Source organism: Bacillus cereus (assembly GCF_015071065.1).
Lineage (GTDB): Bacteria > Bacillota > Bacilli > Bacillales > Bacillaceae_G > Bacillus_A > Bacillus_A cereus_BA.
The window spans coordinates 28,389-52,922 of the sequence record NZ_VOVA01000005.1 but is presented as its reverse complement, the minus strand read 5'-3'; the positions used below and the strand labels follow the sequence as shown (position 1 = coordinate 52,922).

The window sequence follows — 24,534 nt, the reverse complement described above, 5'->3', positions numbered from 1 at the left end:
CCGTATACAAGTGCTCTTTGTAGGGAGGGCCCTATCAGTGAAAAGTTTCCATATTCATAATATATGCTTGCCCTATCAAAAGGTGACAAGCTAATTAAAATAAAAGAGCAGCTAGCAAAAGCTAACTGCTCGGCTCCAGAGGAATTGGAGAATGGGTTGTCTACAGCATTGCCGGAATATTGAGTTTTATTCAGGAGAGGAAGAGGGAAATGAACAATTCTAGACTGTACCAACTTGGTTTTGGTCTGCAATATCAGAATCGTATGTGTTTGTTGCACTAACACCGCTAAAGTTATTGGCAACAAAAGCAACATTTGATGAACCTGAACCATTATAAGCTTTTGTATTTTCCTTTGGAGAAACGTTATAAAAATCACCTAAGTTGAAAGAACCGTTACTATTTTGTACAATCATATTTCCAACAATAGTTGGCATTGTTTTCACCTACTTTCTTAAGAAGTATTTAAATTAGCATATGGTTTATGAGTCTAGATGTGCATCTGGATCTGAAAATTTAAAAATGAAGGTTGTTAGAAAACCTAATAAAATAATCCTTTTCTAATAAGAAAGTTACTAAAATATGAGAAAATGATATAATAATACCAATTACACATTTAGTCCTACTGGAAGAACCAGCGGACATCAAACTATAAAGAGCATTAGTGATATCGCTCTGTGGTTTGATGTCCGCTTTTTTTGTTTTTTTTATTAATAAAATAGACAAGGAGTGTTTTTATATATGACGCAATTAACTTTCTTACCTAAAATTGATCGTAAAGTAACACAAGTTCGTTTAGAAGAGGTTCTTGAAAATGTTCGTATTCATAGACAATTTGGGAGGATTAGAAATGAGATGAAAGTCACAGCTTCTTGCGAGGTAAGGTATCATGGCCCAACAAACATGGTAGGCAAGCCAACTGAAGATGTTGCTTTAACGAATATTGCAATGAGTGAAAGAGAAGTGAAATTGCAACGCTTATCTTTTCAAATTGATAAGGCATTAAGCCGCTTTAGTAAGAATCAAAGGGACATCATTGTAAAGCGATATTTAGAAGATGAAGAAGTCTTTGATTACATGGTTTATAACGAGATTGGTATGAGTGAACGTACATACAGACGAAATAAATCTAATGCTTTTTATAAACTAGCGTTTGCTCTTAGATTAGAAGTATATGAGACAGAAGAGAACTACGGAGGGGATGATCAATGAATTTTGTTCAACCAATACGTGATCCAGAGCAAATACAATACATTAAAGAATATTTAAAAGAAAAGAATGAACGTGATTATATTTTATTTGTAATGGGGATAAATACAGGTTTACGTATAAGTGATATTTTAAAACTCAAGGTTGGAGATTTAAAAGGCAGTCATATATCGATGCGTGAAATGAAAACGGGTAAGCAAAAGAGAATTGAAATTACCTCTACATTGAAAAGAGAATTACGTTGGTATATAGAAGAAAGAGAAGATCATGAATATCTTATTCGAAGTAGACAAGGAAAGAACAGGCCAATTGGCAGAAGTATGGCGTATAAGATACTCAGAGGTGCAGCAGAAGAGTTTGGATTAGATGAAATTGGAACTCATACATTACGTAAAACATTTGGATATCATATGTACAAGCAAACAAAAAACATTGCTTTGTTAATGGAGATTTTCAATCATTCATCAGAGAGAGTTACATTACGTTATATAGGTGTCAATCAAGATGTGATGAATAAAGCTATGAGGAAATTTAAAATCTAGCGTTATCCCTTTTTTATTATAGAGAATCTATAGGTGTTTCTTCATATAAATCGATGATATATTTAGCTACGATTAAGGTTTATGTTTTTTTAAAAAATCAGAAACATTTCACTGGTGTAAGACAAATGTAAGGTGTTTCGATATGAACAACATTATGCTCGTACTAAACTATAACGGCAGGTAAATGAGAAGAGGAGCATACTAACATGAATGTATTAACAGTTCGCAATTTAAACAAAGTTTATAAGGGAAAAGTATCACATGATGCACTATCAGATATTAACTTAACAATTAATAAAGGAGAATTCGTGGGGATTATGGGACCATCAGGAAGTGGAAAAACAACTCTACTCAATATGATTTCCACTATTGATGTTCCGACCTCTGGGGAGGTTTTAATTAATGGCAACAATCCATATCATTTAACATCTCATAAATTGGCGTTATTTCGACGTCAGCAATTAGGGTTTATCTTTCAATCGTTTAACTTGCTGAGTACATTAACAGTCAAAGAAAATATTGTTCTTCCACTTACATTAGACAATGTAAACTTAAATGAAATGAATAAATTAGTGGAGAAAATTTCTATAACGTTAGGTATTGAAAGGATTTTAGATAAACGTACATATGAAATTTCAGGAGGACAAGCTCAACGAACAGCAATTGCTCGTGCATTAATCCATTCTCCACAATTAGTTCTTGCAGATGAGCCGACAGGAAATTTGGATTCAAAAGCTGCTAATGATGTAATGGAATTATTAGCAAAATTAAATAAGGAGCACCAAGCAACTATGGTGTTAGTAACACATGATCCAATGGCTGCCAGTTACTGTGACCGAGTAGTATTTATTAAAGATGGAATGCTTTATAACGAAATTAATTGTGAGGATAATCGCTCAATTTTTTATAAAAAAATTATGGATGAATTGTCTCTATTAGGAGGAAGCTAGAATGAACTTTCGTCAATTGGCATGGAATAATGTCATTCGTAATAAGCGATTATATCTAGGATATTTTCTGAGCAGTATTTTTACTGTAATGATTTTTTTCACTTTTGAGTTGCTTGCATTTCACCCTCAGTTTAGTGGAAAGCTTGAAGCAACAAGTGAATCTATGAGTGCCTTGGGCACACAAGGATTTAAAATTGCTCAATATTTAATTATAGTTTTTTCTTTTTTCTTTATTTTATATTCTGTTGGCACATTCTTGAAGACGAGAAAACGAGAATTTGGTATCTTAACACTTCATGGCATGACGAATTTTCAATTAAAACAGTTAATTTTCATTGAAAATATGTTAATTGGAAGTAGTTCAATTATTGTAGGGATTGGCATTGGACTTATTTTCGGGAAGTTAATCTTATTAGTAAGTGCGTCTTTATTTGTTTTAAAAGGAGGATTGCCATTCTATTTTCCAACAAAGGCAATTCTTGTGACAGGTGTTTCATTCTTGTTTTTATTTTTATTGGTTTCTATTTTTACTACAAGAATGGTCAAACTATCTCAGGTAATTGAATTAATGAGATCAGAAGAAAAACCAAAGCCAGAACCAAAAATATCTAAATGGTTAGCGGTATTTGCGATTTTGTCTATTAGTATTGGCTATGCTGCAGCATTTTATCTAGATACAGCACTAAAAACCGGAAACCATTATATTTATGCTCTGTTAACATGTGTACTTTTTAGTGTATTAGGAACCTACTTTTTATTTACGCAGCTTAGTTTTTATTTGATCAAAACATTACAAAAGCGTGAGCGCATATTTTTTAAGAAGACGAATCTGTTAACCATATCAGAATTATCGTATCGAATAACAGATAATGCAAAAACACTATTTATAGTCACGATTCTATCAACAGTTACTTTTACATCTATTGGTGTTTGTCTTGCTATAGGTAGTAGATCATTAGCATTAGCTGAAAGTCCTTATGCATTTACTTATACCTCATATAAAGGGAATATCCCAGAAAAATCTCACGTTTCTGAGATAGAAAAGCAATTAAATACTGCAGGGTTTTCATATAAATTAGCGTCTTATACTATTATATCAACACATAATATGTTAGAGGTTATGAAGCTTACTGATTATAATGCAACAGCGAAAATGTTGGGGTATCCCACAGAAACTTTAAAGAATGAACAAGATAGTTTGATTCTTCCATCTAAAAAAAGAATGAAACAACAACCTCAGGATGAATTGAAAAAAGAAGCCTCTATACTAAAAGAAGGAGATATGCATATTCAGCTTTCTAATTCAAAAATATTATTAACTAATGGCATAAGACCGACTTATGGGTTTATAGTTGTTGTTGCTGATTCAGTTTACGAAAAACTAAACAGTGCATCACAATTACGAGGGAATACAACAAATCTCTATACGGAATATGGTTTTTTAATTCCAAATTGGACTGATACAGAAGAAATTTCTAAAAAAATTACGAAAATAATCGATTCTGATACTCAAAAAGGAAAAGCGTTTTACAATTTTCGTTCATTATATATAGATTGGGTGGAAAGTAAACGATTAAATGCAATGTTATCTATTATCAGTGTACTAGTGGGGATTGTATTCTTTGTGTTTGCAATAAGCTTTTTATATTTCCGTCTATTTACTGATTTAGAGCGGGACAAAAAACAATATGAAATGCTTTCTAAATTAGGATTAACTCAAAAAGAATTAAAAAGAATTGTGACACAGCAACTTAGCATATTATGTTTTATTCCTATTATCGTTGCAATTATTCATAGTAGTGTAGCCTTTATGGCATTACAATATTTAGTACAGCGTAAAGTAGAAGTAGATTTACCTGTTACAGGAAACTCCATTCTGATATTTACAAGTTTTATATTTGTACAACTCATTTATTTCTTAATCATTCGAAAAAATTATTTACGTCAGATCCTTCAATCGATGCACTAAAATTTATAAAAAACTAAAGTTAAATAAAAGTAGTAGCGAAGACCAGATTTAGGGTTAAAGCTACTATTTTTTTGTATAGACTAATGTCTTTCTAATATATACAGTTAATCATTTTTAATGTGATGTGTAACTCGAAAATAGTTTAGCCTTAAAATCAATGATACCAGAGGCTGTAGCGTTTGGGTTAGTTACACAAAATATAAGATATGGGTAACTGACTGACACCAGAATATAAAATATTGTATACAAATAAATGTAGAAAATAAGGGGAGGGAATATAATTCATGTTAAATGAAGAATTATTAGAAGCGCTAATTAAATATCGAAGGTTTAACGGGAAAAACCCTGATATCTTACAAGTAAATCCAAAGTATTTTAGAAACCTTCTAGAAGAATTGAATTATCCAGAGTGGCTTATTAAAAAGAAAGAAGCAGAAACAGAAACGAAAAAAAGTTTATTAGGAGTGGCAGTTGAGCTAACAGATGCAGTGGGAAAATTTGAACTGTGAAAAAGTTGGCAGAGTCGTGACCGCTTTTTGGCAGTAAATGTGCCGGTTGTTTTGGAATTATCGTGTTATATTTGTATTGTGAGAAGTGGCGGAAAACACAACTCATAAAGATTTCTTTATATTTTGTCTAAACGATTCATAATGATGGCACATAAAATCCGTAACCAGCAGATGGTAATGATTGAATGATACCGTTATTAGGGAGAGCTTTTGCTCTTCTTCTAGCTACTTAATAGTGTGTAAGTAGATTAATATATTAATATTAGGTGATTGGAAGAAGGATAAAACTTCATTTACCGTATTTATAGTTATAATTTAAGTTTTGACGAAAGGGCAACTGATGCATGGTTGCTCTTTTTAATTAGACAAACCACACCCATATAATAATGATAACAGCAAAGATAATAATTAGTATTTGTGAAAATTTCATAACATGCTCCTTTTAAATTATAGTGTTTGCAAAGGAGTGAAGAGGCATTCCTTATGGAGTGCTTTTTATTTTGGAGGAGGATGAAGGATGGAAAAGAAAATGCAATTAGAATGTATGGATAATGAATGTCGTACCGTTATGTTTGGACATTTTCTAGATGGGATGAGATGTGTTAATTGTGGTGGGCCAACTAGAGAAAGACCATATAATCCAGTTAAGAAACAAAACGATCAAAGTAAAAATAGAGGATTAACAATTCAGGTGAATGTTGATACGACTGAAGCATTGAAACAAATGAAGGAATTAACAAACGTAGCTTATGCGTGTGTGGAAGCATTTGAGAAGTTAGAAAAGGTTATGGGTAGGTTTACAAACAAAACAGATTCTTTACTTATAGAAGTTCCGGTAATTTTAAATGGTAAAACGATAGCTCAAAGAGTTAGCGAAGTTGCCGATATTAAAGAAAGATTTTAATCCGAGGTGATAACAAATGAAACTAATTAAACAAGAACAAGCGGTTGTGATTGGTAAGTTAATAAATAATGTTATCGGTGTGGAGTTAGCAAAACAACGTATTGATGATCAAAAGTTAGAAAAAGCAGTTTTGTTGTATAACGAAATGAATGACAATACAACGCCAAAACAAGAACGAGAGGCACTTATTAGTGTGTTAGATAAAACAATTGATGAATTCCTTGAGTGTAAGGAGTGAGGACGATGCAATTAACTAAACTTGAGAAAGCAATTGCTCTTGGTACAATCCTTAATGCTATTGATGAAGACAAAGCTTGAAGATTATGTGGAATTAGAATCATTGCGACCAGTAGTTAAAGTTCTTAATAAATTAAACAAGAGAACAAAGCCGGAAGAAAAGAAAGAAGCTATCACAAATCTAATCAGTAAGCTGATGGATGATTTATTAAATAGCAAGGAGTGAGGACAATTGGACAGTGTTTTAAACGGTAAGATTGTTGCACTTGACCTTATACCAATTGATAAGAAAGCATATATCAAGTACCTTAAGCCACATGAGAAAGCGTACAAGAAGGCTGGGGTAGATGTTAATCGATTCAAGTATTATAAGCTGTATGGACAGAAGCATATGCTGTATTCGATAGAATATCTTGAACGAACTTCAATCAAAGAATTGTTGGAAAGAGATAGAGAGAATCAAAAGCATTTGGTAAAGATAGGTGGAACGCATTAAGAGTAAGGAGTGAGGACAGATGATAGGAGTATTTACTTACCTTATTGTAGGGCTACTATATACAACAATTAGGTTATATCCATCGATATGTGAGGTTGCACAAAAGAATGAGAATGATGCTGTATGGTTGATAGCGACTATTGTTATATCGATTGCCGTTATCTTTTTATTATCTCCATTTTGGTATGCCTTGTTCGGTTTCGATGTAGCTAAGTTCTTTTATGAGAGGAAGGCTTCATGAAAGAATACAAAACCAAACAACAGAAGCGTAAGTTCTATGACAGTGGTGAGTGGAAACAGTTACGCGAACAAGTAAAGAAGCGTGACAACTATGAGTGCCAAGAATGTAAACGTAACGGTCGTGTTCAAACTGATACCAATGAGTACAGCGAGAGTGCAAAGCGTAAGAAGATACAACTCGTTGTCCATCATATAAAAGAACTTGAACATCATCCGGAACTTGCATTAGAAATAGATAATCTAGAAACAATCTGTGTGGATTGCCACAATAAAGAACATGGTAGAACATTTAAAAAGAAAGAAAATAAATGGCAGCACGATGAAAAGTGGTAAAAATGAATCAGAAACAGTCCCCTCCTTAAAATATTTCATCAAAAATTGCTCTAAGGGGCACCGGAGGAGGGGGTTAACTGTCAGGTTTTTTTCGAAATTACGCACGTAAGGGGGGGGGGTAGATGGCTGTTAGTATTGTAAGGCTAAAAGAACAGCTCATGAATAGTATTGATATTACAGATTTAGTCGAAGTTGAAAAGGTAGAAAGATATATTGATCTTGTCAAAGCATTTAGAAAAATAAATAAAACTATTAATAAAGAAGGTGAGTCCGTAACAGTAAAAAACGGTTCTCAAGTTTTTGTTAAAGCCCACCCTCTTATAGGTGAAAGGAATAAAATTAACAGTTCTTTAATTGCGTTAGGCAGAGATATAAAGTTTGTTGTTAAGGCTAACATTCCTAATGCGGGTTATAGTGAAAGTGATCTAACATGATTAGGCAAAAGTACATTGAAGAATACATTGAACTTTATAGAAGCGGAAAAGTAAAGTTCAACAAAGAAAGAGAACTGTTAATAAACTATCTAGAAAAATATGTGTTAAATAGAGACGATTTGTATTTTGATGATGAAATGATTGAAAAGTGTATCCGCTTTGGTGAGAAGTGGACTTGATAAAGAAAGGTAAATGGCAAGTTCCAATGGGGCAAAGTTTAGAACGATTAATATATCATGATTTTGATAAAACACCACATATGGCATTAGGTGGGCTTACGCGTATGGGGAAGACGGTATTTTTAAAGAATGTATTTACTTCGCTTACCTTAGCGCAACCTGAACATATCCATTTATACATTATTGATTTGAAAGGTGGTTTAGAATTCGGGCCATATAAGAATTTAAAACGAGTGAATTCCATTGCCGAGAGGCCGATAGAAGCCTTTATGGTATTAAATAATATCTTGAAGAAGATGGAAGAGAAAATGCAGTACATGAAGAAAAAACATTATACAAACGTTGTCGAAACGAACATAAAAGATAGATATTTCATTATAGTAGATGAAGGTGCGGAACTTTGTCCTGATAAAAGTATGAAAACAGAGCAACAAAAACTATTGGGAGCTTGTCAACAAATGCTTTCTCATATAGCACGTATAGGTGGAGCATTAGGTTTTAGATTAATATTCTGTACACAGTACCCGACAGGAGATACATTGCCACGACAAGTTAAACAGAATAGTGATGCTAAATTAGGATTTAGATTACCTACTCAAACAGCTTCAAGTGTTGTTATAGATGAACCGGGATTAGAATCGATAAAAAGTATTCCTGGACGCGCGATTTTCAAAACAGATAGACTTACTGAAATTCAAGTGCCTTACATTAGTAATGAAATGATGTGGGACCATTTAAAACAATATGAGGTGGAGAAACATGAGGATGCAAACACATATGCAAATCAACCGTCAAATGGCGATACTTGCGACGATTAGAAAGCTACAGTTTGCAACAAGAAGGCATTTAATGTGTGTACATGAAATGGGTGGCATAAGAAATGCAAACCGAATCATGAAGGACCTCTCTTCTTACACGAGTAAAGTAATTCACAACAAAGAATATGTATATTATTTAAATCAATCAGGACACAAGTTATTTGGCGAAGGGAAAGTAGTTCATCATAGTAGGTTATCACATGCTATTTTACGCAATGAAGCGTGGTTACATTTATTTTGTCCTGATGATTGGCAAGTAGAAACGGAAATAAGATATATAAAAGATAATAAGAAAAAGAAGATTGTTCCAGATGTGAAGTTCCGTGATGATGATAGCATACTTCATGCTGTAGAAATAGATCGTACTCAAAAAATGCTAGTGAATGATGGGAAATTAAAATGTTATGAGGATTTTACAAAAATATATAAACATAAATATAACGGAAAAGTGCCAGTAATCCATTTCTTTACCATCACTAAATATAGAGAAAAGAAATTGGAACAATTGGCAGCAAAATATGATGTGTTTGTAAAAGTATATGTTATTCAAGAAATTTAATTTAAAAAAGTGCTAACAAGTTTGCAAACGAACTTGCTAACACCTATACGAAATAGACATAAATTATCGCTGATATGTCATTCGGAAAAATAGACTTAATCAAGTAGATACTACGAACTAAAAACGCTTATAAAATTATTTATGATATTAGTAATAGTATGCAGGATGCGATAAAACTAGGAAATGTTAGAAGAGTGAAGCGGAATGATGAGAAAGTAGAGAAACAAATTCAGCCTACAGTGAATGATTTTTCATTTCATAGAGAGGTATCAAAATAGGGAAAGGTAGCTGAAGACAAAAAGTTTTCAGCTACCTTTTTTATATTTTAAAGTGGAGGTAGATCAATCTTACCTTCTTCAAATAATTCTTTTATCATATGTTTCGTATAACCAGCTGCTTGACCAAATGTGATTTTTGCTGGCATTGGTGCTTCATTTACATCTACAACTACATCAATAATGCACGGTTTATTTTGTTTTACCGCGTTTTCGAAAGCGGGGAGTAATTCATCTACATGTTCAACACGATATCCAATACCACCGCACGCCTCAGCATATTTTGCGAAATCAGGATTCGTTAAGTCTGTACCAAATTCAATATTTCCCATAACTTCTTGTTCAAATTTAATCATAGCAATTTTATTATTGTTTAATACAATGACAACGATTGGCAGTTTATATTTAACAGCTGTTACGAAGTCATTCATTGTCATTCCGAATCCGCCGTCACCACAAACTGCAAACACTTGTTTATCTGGGAAAGCAATTTGTCCAGCAAGTGCACCAGGTAAACCGCAGCCAAGTGTTGCAAGCCAACTAGAAATGATAAATTGCTGATTCGTCATACGGAAGTGCCTTGCCGTCCATACTGTTACATTTCCAACATCGACTGAAAGAATTGCATCATCTTCTGCTACTTTCTGCAGTGCATGCATAACTCGCTGTGGTTTAATTGGAGTCGAAGAATCTTCTTCTTGATTGTGTAATTTTTCTTCCCACTTTTTCATCATTTCTTGATGATGCTCTAAGAAGGAATGGTCCTCGTGTTTTTCTACATTTTCAATTAACCATTTTAATGTTTTATCAGCATCACCAGCTAAGCCGATATCGGTCGTATAACGTTTCCCAATTTGTGCAGGATCTGTATCAATATGAAGTGTTTTTGCTTTTTCGGGTAAGAAACCAGTGAACGGATAAGAAGTGCCCACCATAATTAAAGTATCTGCATGCTTCATTGCTTCATAAGAAGGTTTCGTCCCGATCAATCCTAATCCACCGATACAAAGAGGGTGTTCATCAGGAACAATCCCTTTAGCAGGTAATGTAAGTACGATTGGAGCACCGATATGTTCTGCAAATGCAAGTAAAGACTCTCTCGCATGTTTAGCTCCTTTCCCGGCTAAAATAACAGGTTTTTTCGCTTCATTAAGTGCGAGTTTCGCTACAGCTAAATCTTCTTCTTGCGGAAATATTTCAGGTAATGTAAAGGAAGAGTTTGTAATACGTGCACCATTTTTTATTTCAAATTTCGGAACATCATCTGGAATGGTTAGAACCGATACACCTTTTTTCGTATATGCCATTCGAATAGCTTGATTCACTACAGCAGGTAGCTGTTCAGCTGACATTATTCGTTGGTTATAAACCGCAACGTCATCAAACATTCTTTCTAAGTTTACTTCTTGGAAAAAATCCGTCCCGAGTAAATCGGTTTCTACTTGTCCTGAAATTGCTAATACAGGAGCTTGATCGAGTTTGGCATCATATAAACCGTTTAATAAATGAATAGCTCCAGGTCCTGCAATAGCCATACAAACACCAAGTTTTCCTGTTAATTTCGCATAGGCTGCCGCTGCTAACGCGCCAGCTTCTTCATGGCGAACTTGAATAAATTTAATTTTATCTTGTTTTTTCCTTAAAGCTTCAATTATAGAATTGATGGAATCTCCAGGCATACCATATATGTGTTCTACGCCCCAGTCAATTAAAAGATCCACTAATGCTTCACCGGCTGTTTTCCCAAACATAATCGTTCCTCCTTTTAATAGGTAGATACTATTATGTTTTGGATAAAAAGGAAAAATATACAAATGATATAATTTATTTTTTTCAATGATGTCCAGTGAAAAGAGTGAAGACTATTATTAGTAAAAATCCACTTATAGACCATGATAGGAACGGAAGGAAAGGTAGCTGTTTTTTTGCTTTCCAAAGCATTTCGTGAATTGTGACATAGCCAAGAGAACCAATTGCGCTTCCCATAATAAGTCCTTGTAAATGGAGAGCTTTCCCGTCCATCATAATGCCAAAAACAGTACCGGTACCTAGGATAAGAGAAAGTAATAAAGTTGTTAATAAAAATGAAATGTATTTGTGCTTTGTAAAGAGAAATGGAATGATTAACGCTAATCCTTCTGGAATATGGTGAATAACAATCGCAAGTAAGAACGGAATGGCAGAGTCATTATGATTTATAAAAGCTGTACCTAACGCAAATCCACTCGGCATATTATGAATAAATATGGCGAAAGAAAGAAAAAGGAAGGTTTGCCATGCTTGTTGATCTTTCTTATGTATAATCGGATGATGGCAATAGTTATCTAATAAGCTCATAACTAAAATACCAATAGCTATCCCAAGTATAGGACCTATTATTTCATAGCTTGAAAATGTCTCAGGAATAATTTCAAGTGATAATAATCCAAGTAAAATACCACCACATAATGCGTATAAGCGATGCATTTTTTCTTCAATTAGTTGGCGAGTTGCAAATCCAACAGCACCTCCTAATAATAATCCACCGAATGAAAAAAACGTAACGATCATAGGAATCCATAAACGTTCCATATTATCACACTCCGATTCTATGCCCTTATTTTCAACTTACTAAAAGAAGAATAAGATTAGTCCAAATAATTGTGTTTGACTATAGAGAAAAAATTATTAATTGGTTGTAATCTATATATTAAATTTAAGAAAAGACCTGAAATGAGGAATAAGATTGCAAACAAAGTGGAGTTTTTCTGAATATGAAAATCCGAAACGATATGATGTAGAAAATAAGAGTTTGTCAGATTGCCATTTTTACTTTCTTGGGCGAAAAAATTTAATATACAAAATGAATGGATTTTAGATGTTGCATGTGGAACTGGGAGAGTTACGATTCCTTTCGCCGAAAAAGGATATTATATGATTGGTGTGCCTCTATCATTCAAGAATGAGAAGGATACAGTAACTTCTATAGGTCGTAATAGACAAATAGGGGAGAGAAGTTCTTTGTTTAAATTTCAGGGTATACAAAATATAAACGTTGACTGGGATTTATTTCTCATGCTAACATATAGATAATTTAATCAAGGCGGTGGAAATGTATTGGACTCAGATGTTGACTCGGATAGGTGGCTAAATGACCTCGATTTTCTCAGAGTACCCCTCATCATTTTGAGAATGTAGATTTTATACAATCTCATGTTAATGTGTATGAAATTGTAGGTATGGAAAGAGAAAATATATCAGGAGGTGAATCCTTTAGTTTCAAGGAAGCTAAGGGAATTAGTTGGACATATTTAATTTAATCATGGTAGCGGTTTTAATCGCATGTACTGCATTTTTCGTGGCAATTGAGTTTGCTATTGTAAAAGTAAGAGGTTCAAAGATTGATCAATTTGTATTAGAAGGAAAGAAGGGTGCGCTGGCAGCTAAGAAAGTGACATCAAACTTGGATGAATATTTGTCAGCTTGTCAATTAGGGATTACAGTTACAGCAATGGGGCTCGGGGCACTAGGTGAACCAACGATTGAGAGGCTTTTACATCCTTTATTTGATAAGTGGAACATCAATCCTTCCATTGCAGGTGTATTATCTTTAGGAATTGCTTTTACTATAATGACGTACTTACATGTTGTAGTTGGTGAATTAGCACCAAAAACACTCGCGATTCAAAAGGCTGAGAAGGTTACTTTATTACTTTCGGCTCCGCTTATCTGGTTCTACAAAATCATGTATCCGTTTATTCGCTTGTTAAATGGCTCTGCAAGGATGATAACAGGAATGTTCGGCTTAAAACCTGCATCAGAGCATGATGTAGCACATACAGAAGAAGAATTACGACTGATTCTTTCTGAAAGTTATGAACGTGGAGAAATTAATCAAGCTGAATACAAATATGTAAATAATATTTTTGAATTTGATAATCGTATTGCGAAAGAAATCATGGTCCCTCGTACAGAAATTATAGGGCTACATGTAGATAATTCTTTAGCAGACCATATGAAAATAATCCGTGATGAAAAGTATACACGTTATCCAGTATTTGGGGAAGATAAAGATGAAATCATTGGCATGGTGAATGTGAAAGACTTCTTTATTCGTTATATGACTAAGGAAACAAAAGAATTCAGTTCTATTCAATCGTATACGCGTCCAGTAATTGAAGTAATTGAGACCATACCAATACATAATCTTTTACTACAAATGCAAAAGAAACGTATTCCGTTGGCTGTCTTATATGATGAATACGGCGGTACGGCTGGTATTGTAACCATTGAGGATATACTGGAAGAGATTGTAGGAGAAATACGTGATGAATACGATGAAGATGAGCGTCCGCCCATTCAGCAAATGAATGAAGGACATGTTGTCGTAGAAGGTAAGGTATTAATTAGTGAATTAAATGATTTACTAGGATTACATATGAATGATAGTGATGTTGACACGATTGGTGGTTGGATTCTGATGCAGAATTATGATATCCAGGAAGGGCAAACAGTAAATAGCGAAGGATATGCATTTAAAATTCTTTCTAAAGACCCTCACCAAATCAAACGTGTTGAAATACAAAAAGAAATGTTGGAAGCAGCAACTGTATAGTTGCTGCTTTTATTCAGCTGATAATATGGTAGCCCTCCTCATTAAATTCATTGATTGATCAACTCTTTATCTGTTAACACATTACCGAAATAGGGAATGATTGTTTCCTTTGCATTCATGGTTCAACACTCCTTGATATTGTAAAATGTATCTCATTTATACAAATTATAATATAATTTAAAGGCAAGTTCGTAGAGTAAAATAGATTAAAAGTAACAAATGTTGAGAAAGGATGCCCTGTCAAAATTATCATTAGTATTTGTATTTCACTAGATAATAAAATATGTAGAATGATTTCACTTTTGATATTGTTATTCACTAGTAATCAAAATACAAAATAAAGAAATTTCTTGGCTGGAAATTTTCAGACAGTCATAAATGGAGGGAATAGCTATGCAACATATTAAAAAAATAGGAAATTCATTTTGGTATATGACACCTGTTTCCGAGACAGATAGACCTATCTTAGGAATGGTTGTTGGAAAAGAAAAGACTTTGATGATAGATGCAGGTAATTCAGAAGCACATGCACAATTGTTTTTAGAAATGTTAAAAGGGCAAAATATCTCAAATCCTGATTTTGTAGCATTAACGCATTGGCATTGGGATCATATTTTTGGATTGCCTGTATTACAAAATGCATTGTCTATCGCACATTCTGAAACAAAAAAAGAGATGAAGACAATCGTTTCTTATGAATGGACAGATGAAGCGCTGGACGCACGGGTGAAAGAAGGTACAGAAATTGAATTTTGTGCGGATTGTATAAAAAAAGAGTTCAGTGAACAACCGAGAAATATTCAAATTATTCCGCCGTCCTTAACGTTCCAGAAACAACTGGAATTAGACCTTGGTGATGTGACGTGTGTGTTAAAGCATGTGGGTGGGGATCATTCACAGGACTCTGTTGTTATTTATATTAAAGAAGAAAAGATTTTGTTTTTAGGAGACTGTATATATGCAGATATCTTTTCTGCAAAGCGGAACTATACAACGAAACGAACGTTTAAACTGATACAAGAATTAGAGAAATTTGATGCTGAGACCTATATTCTTTCACACGGGGAAGCTATAGATCGAACTGAATTTTTGGAAGAGATCAATTTGCTAAAAACAGTAGGAACTTATACGGAAACTTATAAGGGCGATGCAGAGAAAATAAAAGTAGCATATAAACAAGAACTAGATAGAGAATTAAATGAAGATGAGCTAGAAACAATAACGTATTTTGTAAATGGTTATGAAATGGTTACTCTGTAAAACTCAATTCTAATTAAATTGGTGCTTATTCTGACCAAATACAATTCAACCACACAAAAAGAGTATTGAAAGTTAATTCAATACTCTTTTTAATAATTAAATATCTAGTCCCAACCAATTTCTAAATCTTTTTGCTGGCTCATCATTTGGATTTATACCACTTTCAAGACTAGTTGTGAAAGGTAACCACTGCCAATCCTCGCATCCTACAAAAGCTATTCTTGACCAATTCTCAATAAATTCAATGAAATTATTCGCAATCTTATATCCATGTCCTTCTCCATCCGAGTGACTTAGGTAAATTATCGGTGCATCTGTAGTATTCGTCATATCAAATGCTAAATAATCTCCATTTCCTACTTCACAAAATGCTACTTTGTTATGCCAAACTACATCATATTCATCATCTGGATTTGGAAAAACTGTGTCAACCCAGTCTTTTCGTTCTTTTTCGAACTCAGAAAGACTTTCTAAACTCCAGTGGGGTGTTCCGCAAAAAATATCACTAAATTCATTTGGTAGCTCTATATCGTCAGGTAAAAACCAGCGTAAGCTAAAATTCCCTGAGAACTCTAAAAGTACTTTTTTGAAGCTATTTGGTAATTTAACACCAAGTTTTTCTTCTACTTGGATTATTTGTTCAAGAGAAGATGGTTCATTTATACAAACTTCTTGAACTTCACCGCCTATTTCTTTAATTCTAGAAGTTATTATTTCTATTCTTTCTTTTAGTAACTCATAATCCATTTTATCACTCCATGTTATATTAATTAAAGTATATCATTCTTAATATACTTTTCGTTTGGGTTTCTAACTTTTAGGAGTGATTTCTTAGAATATATGTATTGTAATCTTAAACGTTATTTTTCGTAAAATTGAGGTTTTAAGTAGCAGCTTTTTTAGCTAATTTAGTAATATATTCAAAGAATACATCACGTTTTACATCATAAACGACATTTACAGGTCGCCCACCATCAATTTCCACTGTACGTCCCTGGCTTGGTCCGTATGTATGAACAATACTATTAATCGTTTGTTTTTTTGCAAGATCGGCTTTCCCAACAAACGCAGCAGTTAATACATCCCACAGGTAGTAAGTAGAGTTAGTTGAAAAGTGAACTAGAGGGGGAACCATTGCATAGCATTGACCAAGGAAATCAACACCAATATACTTTCGCTCTTTTGCCCAGCGTTCACGTATGTCTAAAGTTAATGGAACTTGGTTTGTACTTTCTAGTGTCACTAAGTCGATTTCAATTTTTGATTCCCATACACGAGCTACTGCTTCAGGGTCCCAAAACGAATTCCACTCAGCTGTTCCATCATGTTCTGGTTCATGTACATTGCCGGCAGTACGAAATGTTCCTCCCATCCAAATAAGGCGCTCAATTTTTTCTTCGATTACAGGTGTTTCATATAGTGCACGCGCTAAATCGGTAAGAGGACCTGTAAATAATAAAGTTGTTTTCTCTTCGGTTTGTAGTAGAGTTTCAATTAAATGATGATGCGCAGGTTTGGCCGCTGCGGGTGTTACAACTTTTCCAGACTCATTTAAAATTGGTAAGGCGTCTACATAAAATGCATGCATCCGCCAGTCTTTTGGAAATGGATTTTTCCCACGAGAGTTGGATGCTGCTACTTCAATATTACCTTTGCCGAAGCGATCGATAATTTTACGACTTGCAGACATTGCCGGTTCTAAATAGCAATCAGCTGGTATAACAGAGACTGCAGTAAGTTCCACATTGTCCATCTGAAGTAATAAAAACAGTGAAACTAAATCATCTACACCACCATCATGATTGAAGTACACTTTTTTCATCAATGTAATCTCCATCCTCTATGATTTAGTTAGGAATTAAATATGAATCGAGGAAAAATCATCAATAATTTCCACCACCTCAATTTTCCCATTAATCAATAGCTCAGGAAGTTCATTTCTAACGTTTCCTTTCCAATACTCTCTAGCTTGTTCAATTTTTTGAGAGAAGGGAATACCATCTTCTTTCGGTAAAAGGTTTCCATCACCTTCAAAACAATTGCCAATAACTCGTAGTTTAACAATTTGTAAAACTTCTCGATTATAAGAATCAAATAGTGCTTTCCATTTCAAAGCATCTTCATAGCTTTTGGAAGCATATAAGCATGACAACCTTGAAGGATATTCAGGAAATTCTTGCAGTCTAATCATTTCTACAATCGTTTCTCTAACCGCTCTAATTGTTTGATCCATATAACACATAACTACTTTAGCATTTTCGTTATTTATATGTAATTCGTCATTTTTATAGTGATTATTTAAAATTTTTATGCCATCTTCACCACTAGAATTTAATTGTTCTCTTTCAAAAAAGAAGCGATATAGAGTATTAGTTTGATTTTTGTCAAAATGAATGATTTGTCCGATATTCATTTTTTTCCTTGTAACGATGTGATATGCGTAAAATCCTTGTTCATTCATGATTATCCTCCTAGTACTAATTAAAGGTTAAATTTAGTAATTCAACATTGAAATATATAAAACCTTTATAAGTACATAGTTATAGAATCGGAAGGTTTGAGTGAAGAGGGAAAGAAATATACGTAAACGCTTCAAAAACGTTCACAAAATGTTCACTTACGAAGAGGTTTCCACAATCGATATAATGACAAAGACTTAAACAGAAGGGATGATGAAAATTGCCAACAACAAGAAAGGAAAACCTCCAATTTGGTATGATGATGTGCCTAGGGATGGTTATTGTAATGACGTTTTACAATTTATTATTGAACGGAGCAGGAGGACCAATTCATATTAAGGAGATCGCATTAGAACTACTAATTGGATTTATTATTGCGCTATTAATTGAAATATGTATCGTTGGACCGTGTGCGAAAAAAATTGTATTTGCATTACCATTTGATAAATCAAAAAAAGTAAACATGATTATTGCGATGGCAACAACAATGGTAATCGGAATGGTATTCTTTATGTCATTTTACGGAATGGCTATGATGTATTTACATAATGGGTTACATGGTGACTCATTCGTTTCAATTTATTTTTCGGTCTTTATTAAAAATTTTATTATGGCGTACCCACTTCAATTAATAATAATGGGACCTCTTGTACGTTTCTTATTTGGAAAGTTTGTTTTGAAGAATAAAGGTGTTAATGTAGCGTAATTAATTTCATATTATTTGATTATAAAAATTAAATAATATTATTGATTCAACGTATCAAAAGAGTTTGGAATGCATATTAGCACATGAATTATTGAAGTGATGTGAAAACAATTTAGTAGAGAAGAGCTTAAAAATTTTATATCTAAAGAATATCAAGCTAGAGAAATAATAGACTTTGGCTATGACGAATCAATCGAAGGCTGGCAGCAAGGATTTCAGTTTGTAAGTGATAGTGGTGCAATATGGGATTTAAAAGAGATTGCTATTGTTCCGTTAAGAGAAGATGCCATGTTAGTAATTATATCGGCTACTATGGTTATTAAAAATAAGAGTTTAAAAACGGAAAACATTTTCTTTCAAACTTAAGAATAGTGCAGGGGTTATTATCGGAATGAATTATATAAGGTGGGAATTGTTTATTTATAATTGGGGAGGATGCAAGGTGATTGAATACAGAAAAGCAAGAGTAGAAGATGTACAAGGGATTATTAAAGTGTGTTCGGATGGTTATAGAAATACATACCCAGGGTTGTTGCCTCAGCAATACATAGAAAGTACGATTAAGGAATTTTACAATGAAGAAAGAGTGAGAAATGAAATATTAAATATTAGCCAAGAGTGGAATGGTTGGTTTGTTGCAAGTGATAATGGAGAAATACTCGGTGCTGGTGGAGGTGGTTTCACTGGTAAAGAAACAGCAGAGTTATTTGTAATATATTTAAATCCAAATAGAAAAAGAGAAGGCATTGGTACAGAATTACTTTCTATTATTACAAATAATCAAATTGAACGTGGTGCAAAGGAACAATGGGTTTCAGTTGCAAAAGATAATTTTATGGGAATTCCGTTTTATGAAGCAGTTGGCTTTATATATCAAGATGAAAGACCTTCATATGGGCTTCCTGTAAACGAAGATTTCACATCTATTCGATACAAACGTGAGTTAGCAAGTAGCCTAGTTAAAAAATAGGAACAAAAAGACCTCTTAAAATTGAGGTCTTTTTTTGTATAAGCTATAGATATTACTATTTTTATTTAAAATCAAATTATTTTATTGATAATAGTAAACTTTTATTTACTAAAATGATGATTTTTTTATAGTACGAACTGCAGTAGAAGAATGATTGAAGTGTTTTTATGTGAGGAGAATGTAATGAGTATAAAATATTACTTAATATATATATAACTAATGAATCTAATGTCTCTTTCAGAGATTATGTTATAAATAATTTTATGGTAAAATCTTTTACATAATGAAATAAAGGGGCAGTATTCCATGGGTCAGTTCTCGAATAGTTTATTAGTTTTGTTTGTTCTTATAGTATTTAGCTGTATATTTTTTGGTTGATAATACAATGTTACGTATATGAAAAGAAGTTATCTCAATTAGAGCGAGACAACTTCTTTTTTTGTTATCGTGTCACTTATTTCAATTCGGATTTAATGAGGTATTCCTTCTGAATTACATTTGTGAATTTCTACTATTAATTCTCTTAAAGTAATTTTAATCCTTCAAAAATGAATGAGGAAAACTAAGATAATAAGTAAGGTGCTGATGTATTGTTTGTTTGAAAAATGACATTTAAAATGTTTTTTAGAAACGCAGCATTTAAGGAGATGGTAGGTAAGTATATTGAGTTAAGGTTTGTAGTTTTTCAAGAGGTTTTCTTGGTAGGACATATAAAAAACATTAGTAAATGGAATGTGCTTTTTAGTAATACATAATATGTATTAAAAGTCTAATATCAATTTTGTAATTTGGAGGAAGATATATGCAAAAAAAGGTCCTCTTGTTTACAGATTTGGGGATTGATGATGCGTTTGCTATTTTATATACATTTTTTCGTGAAGATATTCAACTAGTAGGTATCGTCGCTGATTATGGAAATGTATCGAGGGAAAAGGCTATATGGAATATTAATTATTTAAAGTATATTGCGGGAAGGCAGGAAATACCTGTTTTTCTAGGTGCTTCAATTCCTTTAACTGGTATAACTGTTGAAGCTTTTCCAGAAGTACATGGGGAAGCAGGACTAGGGCCTATTATTCCACCTCAAATTAATCTTCCTGTTTACCCGATTCATGATATTTATCAGGTTATAGATTTACATTCAGACAATCTCACTATTATTAATCTAGGGAGACTTTCTTCTTTGGCGACTGCATTCGTTTTAAATTTACCTAAAATGCGAGAGGTAAAGGATTACATTTGTATGGGAGGGGCTTTTTTTTATCCAGGAAATGTAACAGCTGTAGCTGAGGCTAATTTTTTTTCAGACCCTTATGCGGCGAATCTAATCGTGAAACATGCTAAAAATTTAACGATTATTCCATTAAACGTGACTCAAAGTGCTATTGTTACACCTGAAATGGTTCAACAAATTGATGCATTTCATCAGCATACAAAAGATCCCGCTGGACTTTTGATTAAGCCTATGCTGGATTACTATTATAACTTTTACTCTAAATCAAATCCTGGTATACAAGGTAGTCCCATGCATGATTTTGTAACGATATGGTACTTATTAAACCGAGATGCCTTTCATCTTTCTAAAGTACCTATTAAAATCATACCTGATCAAGGAGAAGGTTTCGGTCAAAGTATTGCTGATTTTCGTTTTACGACAAATTCAAGCTATAGCATACATAATGTAGCTTTTCAATTCAATTATGAACGATTTAAGCAGGATATTTTAGATACATTCTTAAAGAAAAGGCGATAGTTGATGAGGTTAGTGGATAATGTAAAGTAAGGAAGGGGATTTTCCAAAAACAAAGCAATCAGTATTGTAAACTGATTGCTTTGTTTTTGGAGGAGTAAAGAAAAAATATGTAGGCACTACTTATTATAAATAGTAAATTCAGTTTAGAGTCATCTGTTAATTACTCAGCCCATTCCAATAAAACGAAACGATTTCTTTTGCTAATTCATCTATATTTGCAAGAATAGGGTTGTGATTCTCATCCTTAAAATTTCCAATTGATAATAAAGCTACGAAAGCATGAGCAGCTAATTTTGGATTCCCTTTAGGTATTTCTTCAATGTGCATCGCATTATCAATTGATTTTTCCAATACCTCATACATGTTATCTTCGGCATTTTTTAATTCCTTTAATTGCTCTTCAGATAAGGATAGTTTTGCATCTTTCATAAAGTTCTTCATATCAATGTCCATCGTTGCGTGTAAGTATACTTTAGCAAAGTCCAATAATCGTTCTTCTAAATTCTTATTTGTAGAGAGGATTTGATCCATATTTTCTCTTATACGCACCATCATTTGGATCATAGTAGCGGTAAATAAATCAGCTTTTGTTGAATAGTAATAGTAGACGGTTGCTTTTGTAACACCACATTCTTTCGCGACCTCATCCATTGAAACTACTTGATAATTTTGAGTAAGAAATAACCTTGTTGCAACTTCTAAAATCATTTCTTTTGTAGATTTTGTATTTTTATTTTGACGAGGCCTTCCGAGAGGACGTTGTTTTTGTTCCAAACACATTCGCTCCTGACATTTAGTATTGAGATAATTATAACATAATTTTTAATCATTCTTGATTAATTAACTGACCAGTATATATAATTAATATTGGAGGGGAAAAGGAAGGTGGGTTTTTATGAAAAAGCACCCGTTACATATGTTAGGGAAGCTTGTAGCAGGGAAGAATACGCAATGGATAACATTAGGGATATGGATTCTTATTACATTAGTACTTTCATTTACGTTACCACAAGTAAATAGTACGAAAGAACCGAATCCGAAAAATTTACCTGAAACAGCTATGTCACAGCAAGCGGAAGAACTTATGAAAAAAGAGTTTCCTAACAATGCAGGAAACCCGTTGTTAGTTGTATGGCATCGAGATGGTGGGTTAGAGTCAAAAGACTATAAATTAATACAGGACGTTTATAAAGAGTTAAAAACGGACCCTTTAAAAGAACAATCATTGTTACCACCATTTGATACAATTCCTGAACAAGTATTATTAAAAAGTGTATCAAAAGATGGTACATCATTTGTTACACCAATATTCTTTAATAAATCTGCTGGAACGGATATATTAAAAGGTAATTTAGAAGAGTTACGAAAAATAGTGAATAGTAAAGTGGATGAAGATCCATTTAAACAAAAAATTACCGACTCTGGTTTACATGTTCGATTATCTGGACCTGTAGGTATTCAAACGGATGCGGTAAGTTTATTCAGTCAAGCTGATGTGAAATTATTAGTTGCTACTGTACTACTCGTATTAGTTTTATTAATTTTACTGTATCGCTCACCAATTTTAGCAATTTTACCATTACTTGTTGTTGGTTTTGCATACGGTATTATTAGTCCTACACTTGGTTTCTTAGCTGAGCATGGATGGATTAAAGTAGATGCCCAAGCGATATCAATCATGACAGTATTATTGTTTGGCGCTGGAACAGACTATTGTCTATTTTTAATTTCGAGATATAGAGAGTACTTGTTAGAGGAAGAAAGTAAATATAAAGCACTGCAACTTGCGATTAAATCATCTGGCGGGGCAATTATAATGAGTGCACTAACTGTGGTACTTGGATTAGGAACATTATTACTTGCTCATTATGGTGCCTTTCATCGATTTGCAGTACCATTTAGTGTGGCTGTTTTCATTATGGGGATCGCTGCGTTAACAATTCTTCCAGCATTATTGTTGATTTTTGGTAGAGTTGCATTTTTCCCGTTCATACCGAGAACAACTGAAATGAATGAAGAGTTTACAAGAAAGAAAAAGAAAGTAGTAAAAGTAAAAAATACTAAAGGATTCTTTAGTAAAAAACTTGGGGATATCGTTGTACGTAAACCGTGGACAATTATTATGCTGACCGTATTTCTATTAGGAGGATTGGCTTCGTTTGTACCACGTATTCAATACACATACGATTTATTAGAATCATTTCCGAAAGATATGCCTTCACGCGAAGGTTTTACATTAATCACAGATCATTTTTCGGCCGGAGAATTGGCACCAGTAAAAATTGTTGTTGATACGAAAGGAAAAGAGCTTCCTATTAAACAAGAAATAGAGAAACTATCTTTTGTTAATAAAGTGAAAGAGCCAATGAAGGGAAAAGAAAATAATCAATTACAAATGTATGAAGTTTCTTTAGCGGAGAATCCTTACTCTATTGAAGCATTAGATCAAATCCCTAAATTGAAAAGTAGTGTAGAAAAAGTACTAAAAGATGCTGGGATTAGTAATACTGAAGATCAATTGTGGATTGGTGGAGAAACAGCGTCATTATATGATACAAAGCAAATTACAGAACGTGATGAAGCAGTTATTATTCCAGTAATGATTAGTATTATAGCCTTATTGTTGCTAGTTTACTTACGATCTATTGTCGCGATGATTTATTTAATTGTAACTGTTGTTTTATCATTCTTCTCGGCATTAGGAGCAGGATGGATATTACTTCACTTTGGTATGGGAGCTTCGGCAATACAAGGCGCGATCCCATTATACGCATTCGTATTTTTAGTTGCTTTAGGAGAAGATTATAATATCTTTATGGTTTCTGAAATATGGAAGAATAAAAAGAAACAAAATCATTTAGAATCAGTTAAAAATGGTGTTATACAAACAGGCAGTGTAATTACATCCGCAGGTTTAATTTTAGCAGGAACATTTGCAGTATTAGGTACGTTACCAATTCAAGTTCTTGTTCAATTCGGTATTGTGACAGCAATTGGTGTACTGCTAGATACATTTATTGTAAGACCACTGCTTGTGCCTGCGATTACGGTCGTTTTAGGACGCTTCGCTTTTTGGCCAGGAAAGCTTTGGAAAGAAGAAAAACAATTACAAAAAGAAGATACTTTATAAGAAGAAGGTT

The 24,534-nt window shown here is 33.3% G+C and carries 26 protein-coding genes and 4 pseudogenes; 23 read left to right on the top strand and 7 right to left on the bottom strand.

Annotated elements, in window-relative coordinates; genetic code table 11:
• Positions 1 to 219: 219 nt before the first annotated feature.
• Positions 220 to 435, bottom strand: a complete 216-nt coding sequence (locus FT637_RS15675) for a spore germination protein (RefSeq protein WP_059037605.1) — start codon at positions 433 to 435, stop codon at positions 220 to 222.
• Positions 436 to 739: 304 nt separating this feature from the next.
• On the opposite strand from FT637_RS15675, the gene FT637_RS15670 reads away from it, so the two are divergent.
• From FT637_RS15670 to FT637_RS15595, 16 genes and pseudogenes are all read left to right on the top strand, one after another.
• Complete coding sequence (locus FT637_RS15670) at positions 740 to 1,210, top strand: ArpU family phage packaging/lysis transcriptional regulator (protein ID WP_193647081.1); 471 nt, start codon at positions 740 to 742, stop codon at positions 1,208 to 1,210.
• A complete protein-coding gene (locus FT637_RS15665) occupies positions 1,207 to 1,749 on the top strand; it encodes a site-specific integrase (protein ID WP_193647080.1) in 543 nt (180 codons plus the stop codon). Before FT637_RS15670 ends, FT637_RS15665 begins: the two co-directional genes overlap by 4 nt.
• Positions 1,750 to 1,955: 206 nt before the next feature.
• Positions 1,956 to 2,699: an ABC transporter ATP-binding protein gene (locus FT637_RS15660; RefSeq protein ID WP_193647079.1), complete on the top strand. Its 744-nt coding sequence runs from the start codon at positions 1,956 to 1,958 to the stop codon at positions 2,697 to 2,699.
• Between the two features lies 1 nt (position 2,700).
• The gene (locus tag FT637_RS15655) at positions 2,701 to 4,668 is read left to right on the top strand and encodes an FtsX-like permease family protein (protein WP_193647078.1); all 1,968 of its coding nucleotides are present in this window, start codon (positions 2,701 to 2,703) and stop codon (positions 4,666 to 4,668) included.
• Between the two features lie 284 nt (positions 4,669 to 4,952).
• Entirely contained in the window at positions 4,953 to 5,177 is a 225-nt protein-coding gene (locus tag FT637_RS15650) for a hypothetical protein (RefSeq protein ID WP_193647077.1), read from the top strand.
• A 517-nt stretch (positions 5,178 to 5,694) separates the two neighbouring features.
• Positions 5,695 to 6,081, top strand: a complete 387-nt coding sequence (locus FT637_RS15645; RefSeq protein ID WP_193647076.1) for a hypothetical protein — start codon at positions 5,695 to 5,697, stop codon at positions 6,079 to 6,081.
• A 16-nt stretch (positions 6,082 to 6,097) separates the two neighbouring features.
• Positions 6,098 to 6,319: a hypothetical protein gene (locus FT637_RS15640; protein ID WP_193647075.1), complete on the top strand. Its 222-nt coding sequence runs from the start codon at positions 6,098 to 6,100 to the stop codon at positions 6,317 to 6,319.
• 63 nt (positions 6,320 to 6,382) lie between these two features.
• Positions 6,383 to 6,544, top strand: a complete 162-nt coding sequence (locus tag FT637_RS15635) for a hypothetical protein (protein ID WP_227493827.1) — start codon at positions 6,383 to 6,385, stop codon at positions 6,542 to 6,544.
• A 6-nt stretch (positions 6,545 to 6,550) separates the two neighbouring features.
• The gene (locus tag FT637_RS15630; RefSeq protein ID WP_193647074.1) at positions 6,551 to 6,814 is read left to right on the top strand and encodes a hydrolase; all 264 of its coding nucleotides are present in this window, start codon (positions 6,551 to 6,553) and stop codon (positions 6,812 to 6,814) included.
• A 19-nt stretch (positions 6,815 to 6,833) separates the two neighbouring features.
• Positions 6,834 to 7,055: a hypothetical protein gene (locus FT637_RS15625; protein ID WP_193647073.1), complete on the top strand. Its 222-nt coding sequence runs from the start codon at positions 6,834 to 6,836 to the stop codon at positions 7,053 to 7,055.
• A complete protein-coding gene (locus FT637_RS15620; RefSeq protein ID WP_193647072.1) occupies positions 7,052 to 7,387 on the top strand; it encodes an HNH endonuclease in 336 nt (111 codons plus the stop codon). The genes FT637_RS15625 and FT637_RS15620 overlap by 4 nt, the downstream gene beginning before the upstream one ends.
• A 122-nt stretch (positions 7,388 to 7,509) precedes the next feature.
• The gene (locus FT637_RS15615) at positions 7,510 to 7,821 is read left to right on the top strand and encodes a P27 family phage terminase small subunit (RefSeq protein WP_002142872.1); all 312 of its coding nucleotides are present in this window, start codon (positions 7,510 to 7,512) and stop codon (positions 7,819 to 7,821) included.
• A pseudogene (locus FT637_RS15610) lies at positions 7,818 to 7,994 on the top strand (terminase large subunit); the annotation flags it as partial. The gene FT637_RS15615 and the pseudogene FT637_RS15610, both read left to right, overlap by 4 nt.
• A gap of 2 nt (positions 7,995 to 7,996) precedes the next feature.
• A pseudogene (locus FT637_RS15605) lies at positions 7,997 to 8,818 on the top strand (FtsK/SpoIIIE domain-containing protein); the annotation flags it as partial.
• A complete protein-coding gene (locus FT637_RS15600) occupies positions 8,760 to 9,377 on the top strand; it encodes a replication-relaxation family protein (protein ID WP_193647071.1) in 618 nt (205 codons plus the stop codon). The pseudogene FT637_RS15605 and the gene FT637_RS15600, both read left to right, overlap by 59 nt.
• Before the next feature lie 146 nt (positions 9,378 to 9,523).
• Positions 9,524 to 9,655: pseudogene (locus FT637_RS15595) on the top strand (oligopeptide transporter permease oppC); the annotation flags it as partial.
• Between the two features lie 47 nt (positions 9,656 to 9,702).
• Here FT637_RS15595 and FT637_RS15590 read toward each other — a convergent pair.
• Positions 9,703 to 11,403 (bottom strand): pyruvate oxidase, encoded by a 1,701-nt coding sequence (locus tag FT637_RS15590; RefSeq protein ID WP_193647070.1) that lies wholly within the window; start codon positions 11,401 to 11,403, stop codon positions 9,703 to 9,705.
• An 82-nt stretch (positions 11,404 to 11,485) separates the two neighbouring features.
• Positions 11,486 to 12,223, bottom strand: a complete 738-nt coding sequence (locus FT637_RS15585; RefSeq protein ID WP_193647069.1) for a ZIP family metal transporter — start codon at positions 12,221 to 12,223, stop codon at positions 11,486 to 11,488.
• Positions 12,224 to 12,377: 154 nt separating this feature from the next.
• On the opposite strand from FT637_RS15585, the pseudogene FT637_RS15580 reads away from it, so the two are divergent.
• The 3 genes and pseudogenes from FT637_RS15580 to FT637_RS15570 all read left to right on the top strand — a co-directional run.
• Positions 12,378 to 12,583 (top strand): annotated as a pseudogene (locus tag FT637_RS15580) (SAM-dependent methyltransferase); the annotation flags it as partial.
• A 349-nt stretch (positions 12,584 to 12,932) separates the two neighbouring features.
• Positions 12,933 to 14,246, top strand: coding sequence for a hemolysin family protein (locus tag FT637_RS15575; protein WP_193647068.1), 1,314 nt, complete (start codon positions 12,933 to 12,935; stop codon positions 14,244 to 14,246).
• A 393-nt stretch (positions 14,247 to 14,639) separates the two neighbouring features.
• A complete protein-coding gene (locus FT637_RS15570) occupies positions 14,640 to 15,506 on the top strand; it encodes an MBL fold metallo-hydrolase (RefSeq protein ID WP_193647067.1) in 867 nt (288 codons plus the stop codon).
• A gap of 96 nt (positions 15,507 to 15,602) precedes the next feature.
• Here the strand turns inward: FT637_RS15570 and FT637_RS15565 are convergent, their stop codons facing one another.
• The 3 genes from FT637_RS15565 to FT637_RS15555 form a co-directional block, all read right to left on the bottom strand.
• Positions 15,603 to 16,253, bottom strand: a complete 651-nt coding sequence (locus tag FT637_RS15565; protein WP_193647066.1) for an SMI1/KNR4 family protein — start codon at positions 16,251 to 16,253, stop codon at positions 15,603 to 15,605.
• 136 nt (positions 16,254 to 16,389) lie between these two features.
• The gene (locus FT637_RS15560; protein WP_193647065.1) at positions 16,390 to 17,343 is read right to left on the bottom strand and encodes a nucleoside hydrolase; all 954 of its coding nucleotides are present in this window, start codon (positions 17,341 to 17,343) and stop codon (positions 16,390 to 16,392) included.
• Positions 17,344 to 17,364: 21 nt separating this feature from the next.
• On the bottom strand, positions 17,365 to 17,967 hold the full coding sequence (locus FT637_RS15555) for a DUF2441 domain-containing protein (RefSeq protein WP_193647064.1): 603 nt from the start codon (positions 17,965 to 17,967) through the stop codon (positions 17,365 to 17,367).
• A gap of 218 nt (positions 17,968 to 18,185) precedes the next feature.
• On the opposite strand from FT637_RS15555, the gene FT637_RS15550 reads away from it, so the two are divergent.
• From FT637_RS15550 to FT637_RS15540, 3 genes are all read left to right on the top strand, one after another.
• Entirely contained in the window at positions 18,186 to 18,671 is a 486-nt protein-coding gene (locus FT637_RS15550; RefSeq protein WP_193647063.1) for a DUF2798 domain-containing protein, read from the top strand.
• A 442-nt stretch (positions 18,672 to 19,113) separates the two neighbouring features.
• The gene (locus FT637_RS15545; RefSeq protein WP_193647062.1) at positions 19,114 to 19,641 is read left to right on the top strand and encodes a GNAT family N-acetyltransferase; all 528 of its coding nucleotides are present in this window, start codon (positions 19,114 to 19,116) and stop codon (positions 19,639 to 19,641) included.
• Between the two features lie 802 nt (positions 19,642 to 20,443).
• Complete coding sequence (locus FT637_RS15540; protein ID WP_193647061.1) at positions 20,444 to 21,394, top strand: nucleoside hydrolase; 951 nt, start codon at positions 20,444 to 20,446, stop codon at positions 21,392 to 21,394.
• 156 nt (positions 21,395 to 21,550) lie between these two features.
• Here FT637_RS15540 and FT637_RS15535 read toward each other — a convergent pair whose 3' ends face one another.
• Complete coding sequence (locus tag FT637_RS15535) at positions 21,551 to 22,168, bottom strand: TetR/AcrR family transcriptional regulator (RefSeq protein WP_193647060.1); 618 nt, start codon at positions 22,166 to 22,168, stop codon at positions 21,551 to 21,553.
• A gap of 121 nt (positions 22,169 to 22,289) precedes the next feature.
• Between FT637_RS15535 and FT637_RS15530 the strand changes: the two genes are divergently transcribed.
• The gene (locus tag FT637_RS15530) at positions 22,290 to 24,524 is read left to right on the top strand and encodes an MMPL family transporter (RefSeq protein WP_193647059.1); all 2,235 of its coding nucleotides are present in this window, start codon (positions 22,290 to 22,292) and stop codon (positions 24,522 to 24,524) included.
• The last annotated feature ends 10 nt before the right edge of the window (positions 24,525 to 24,534 follow it).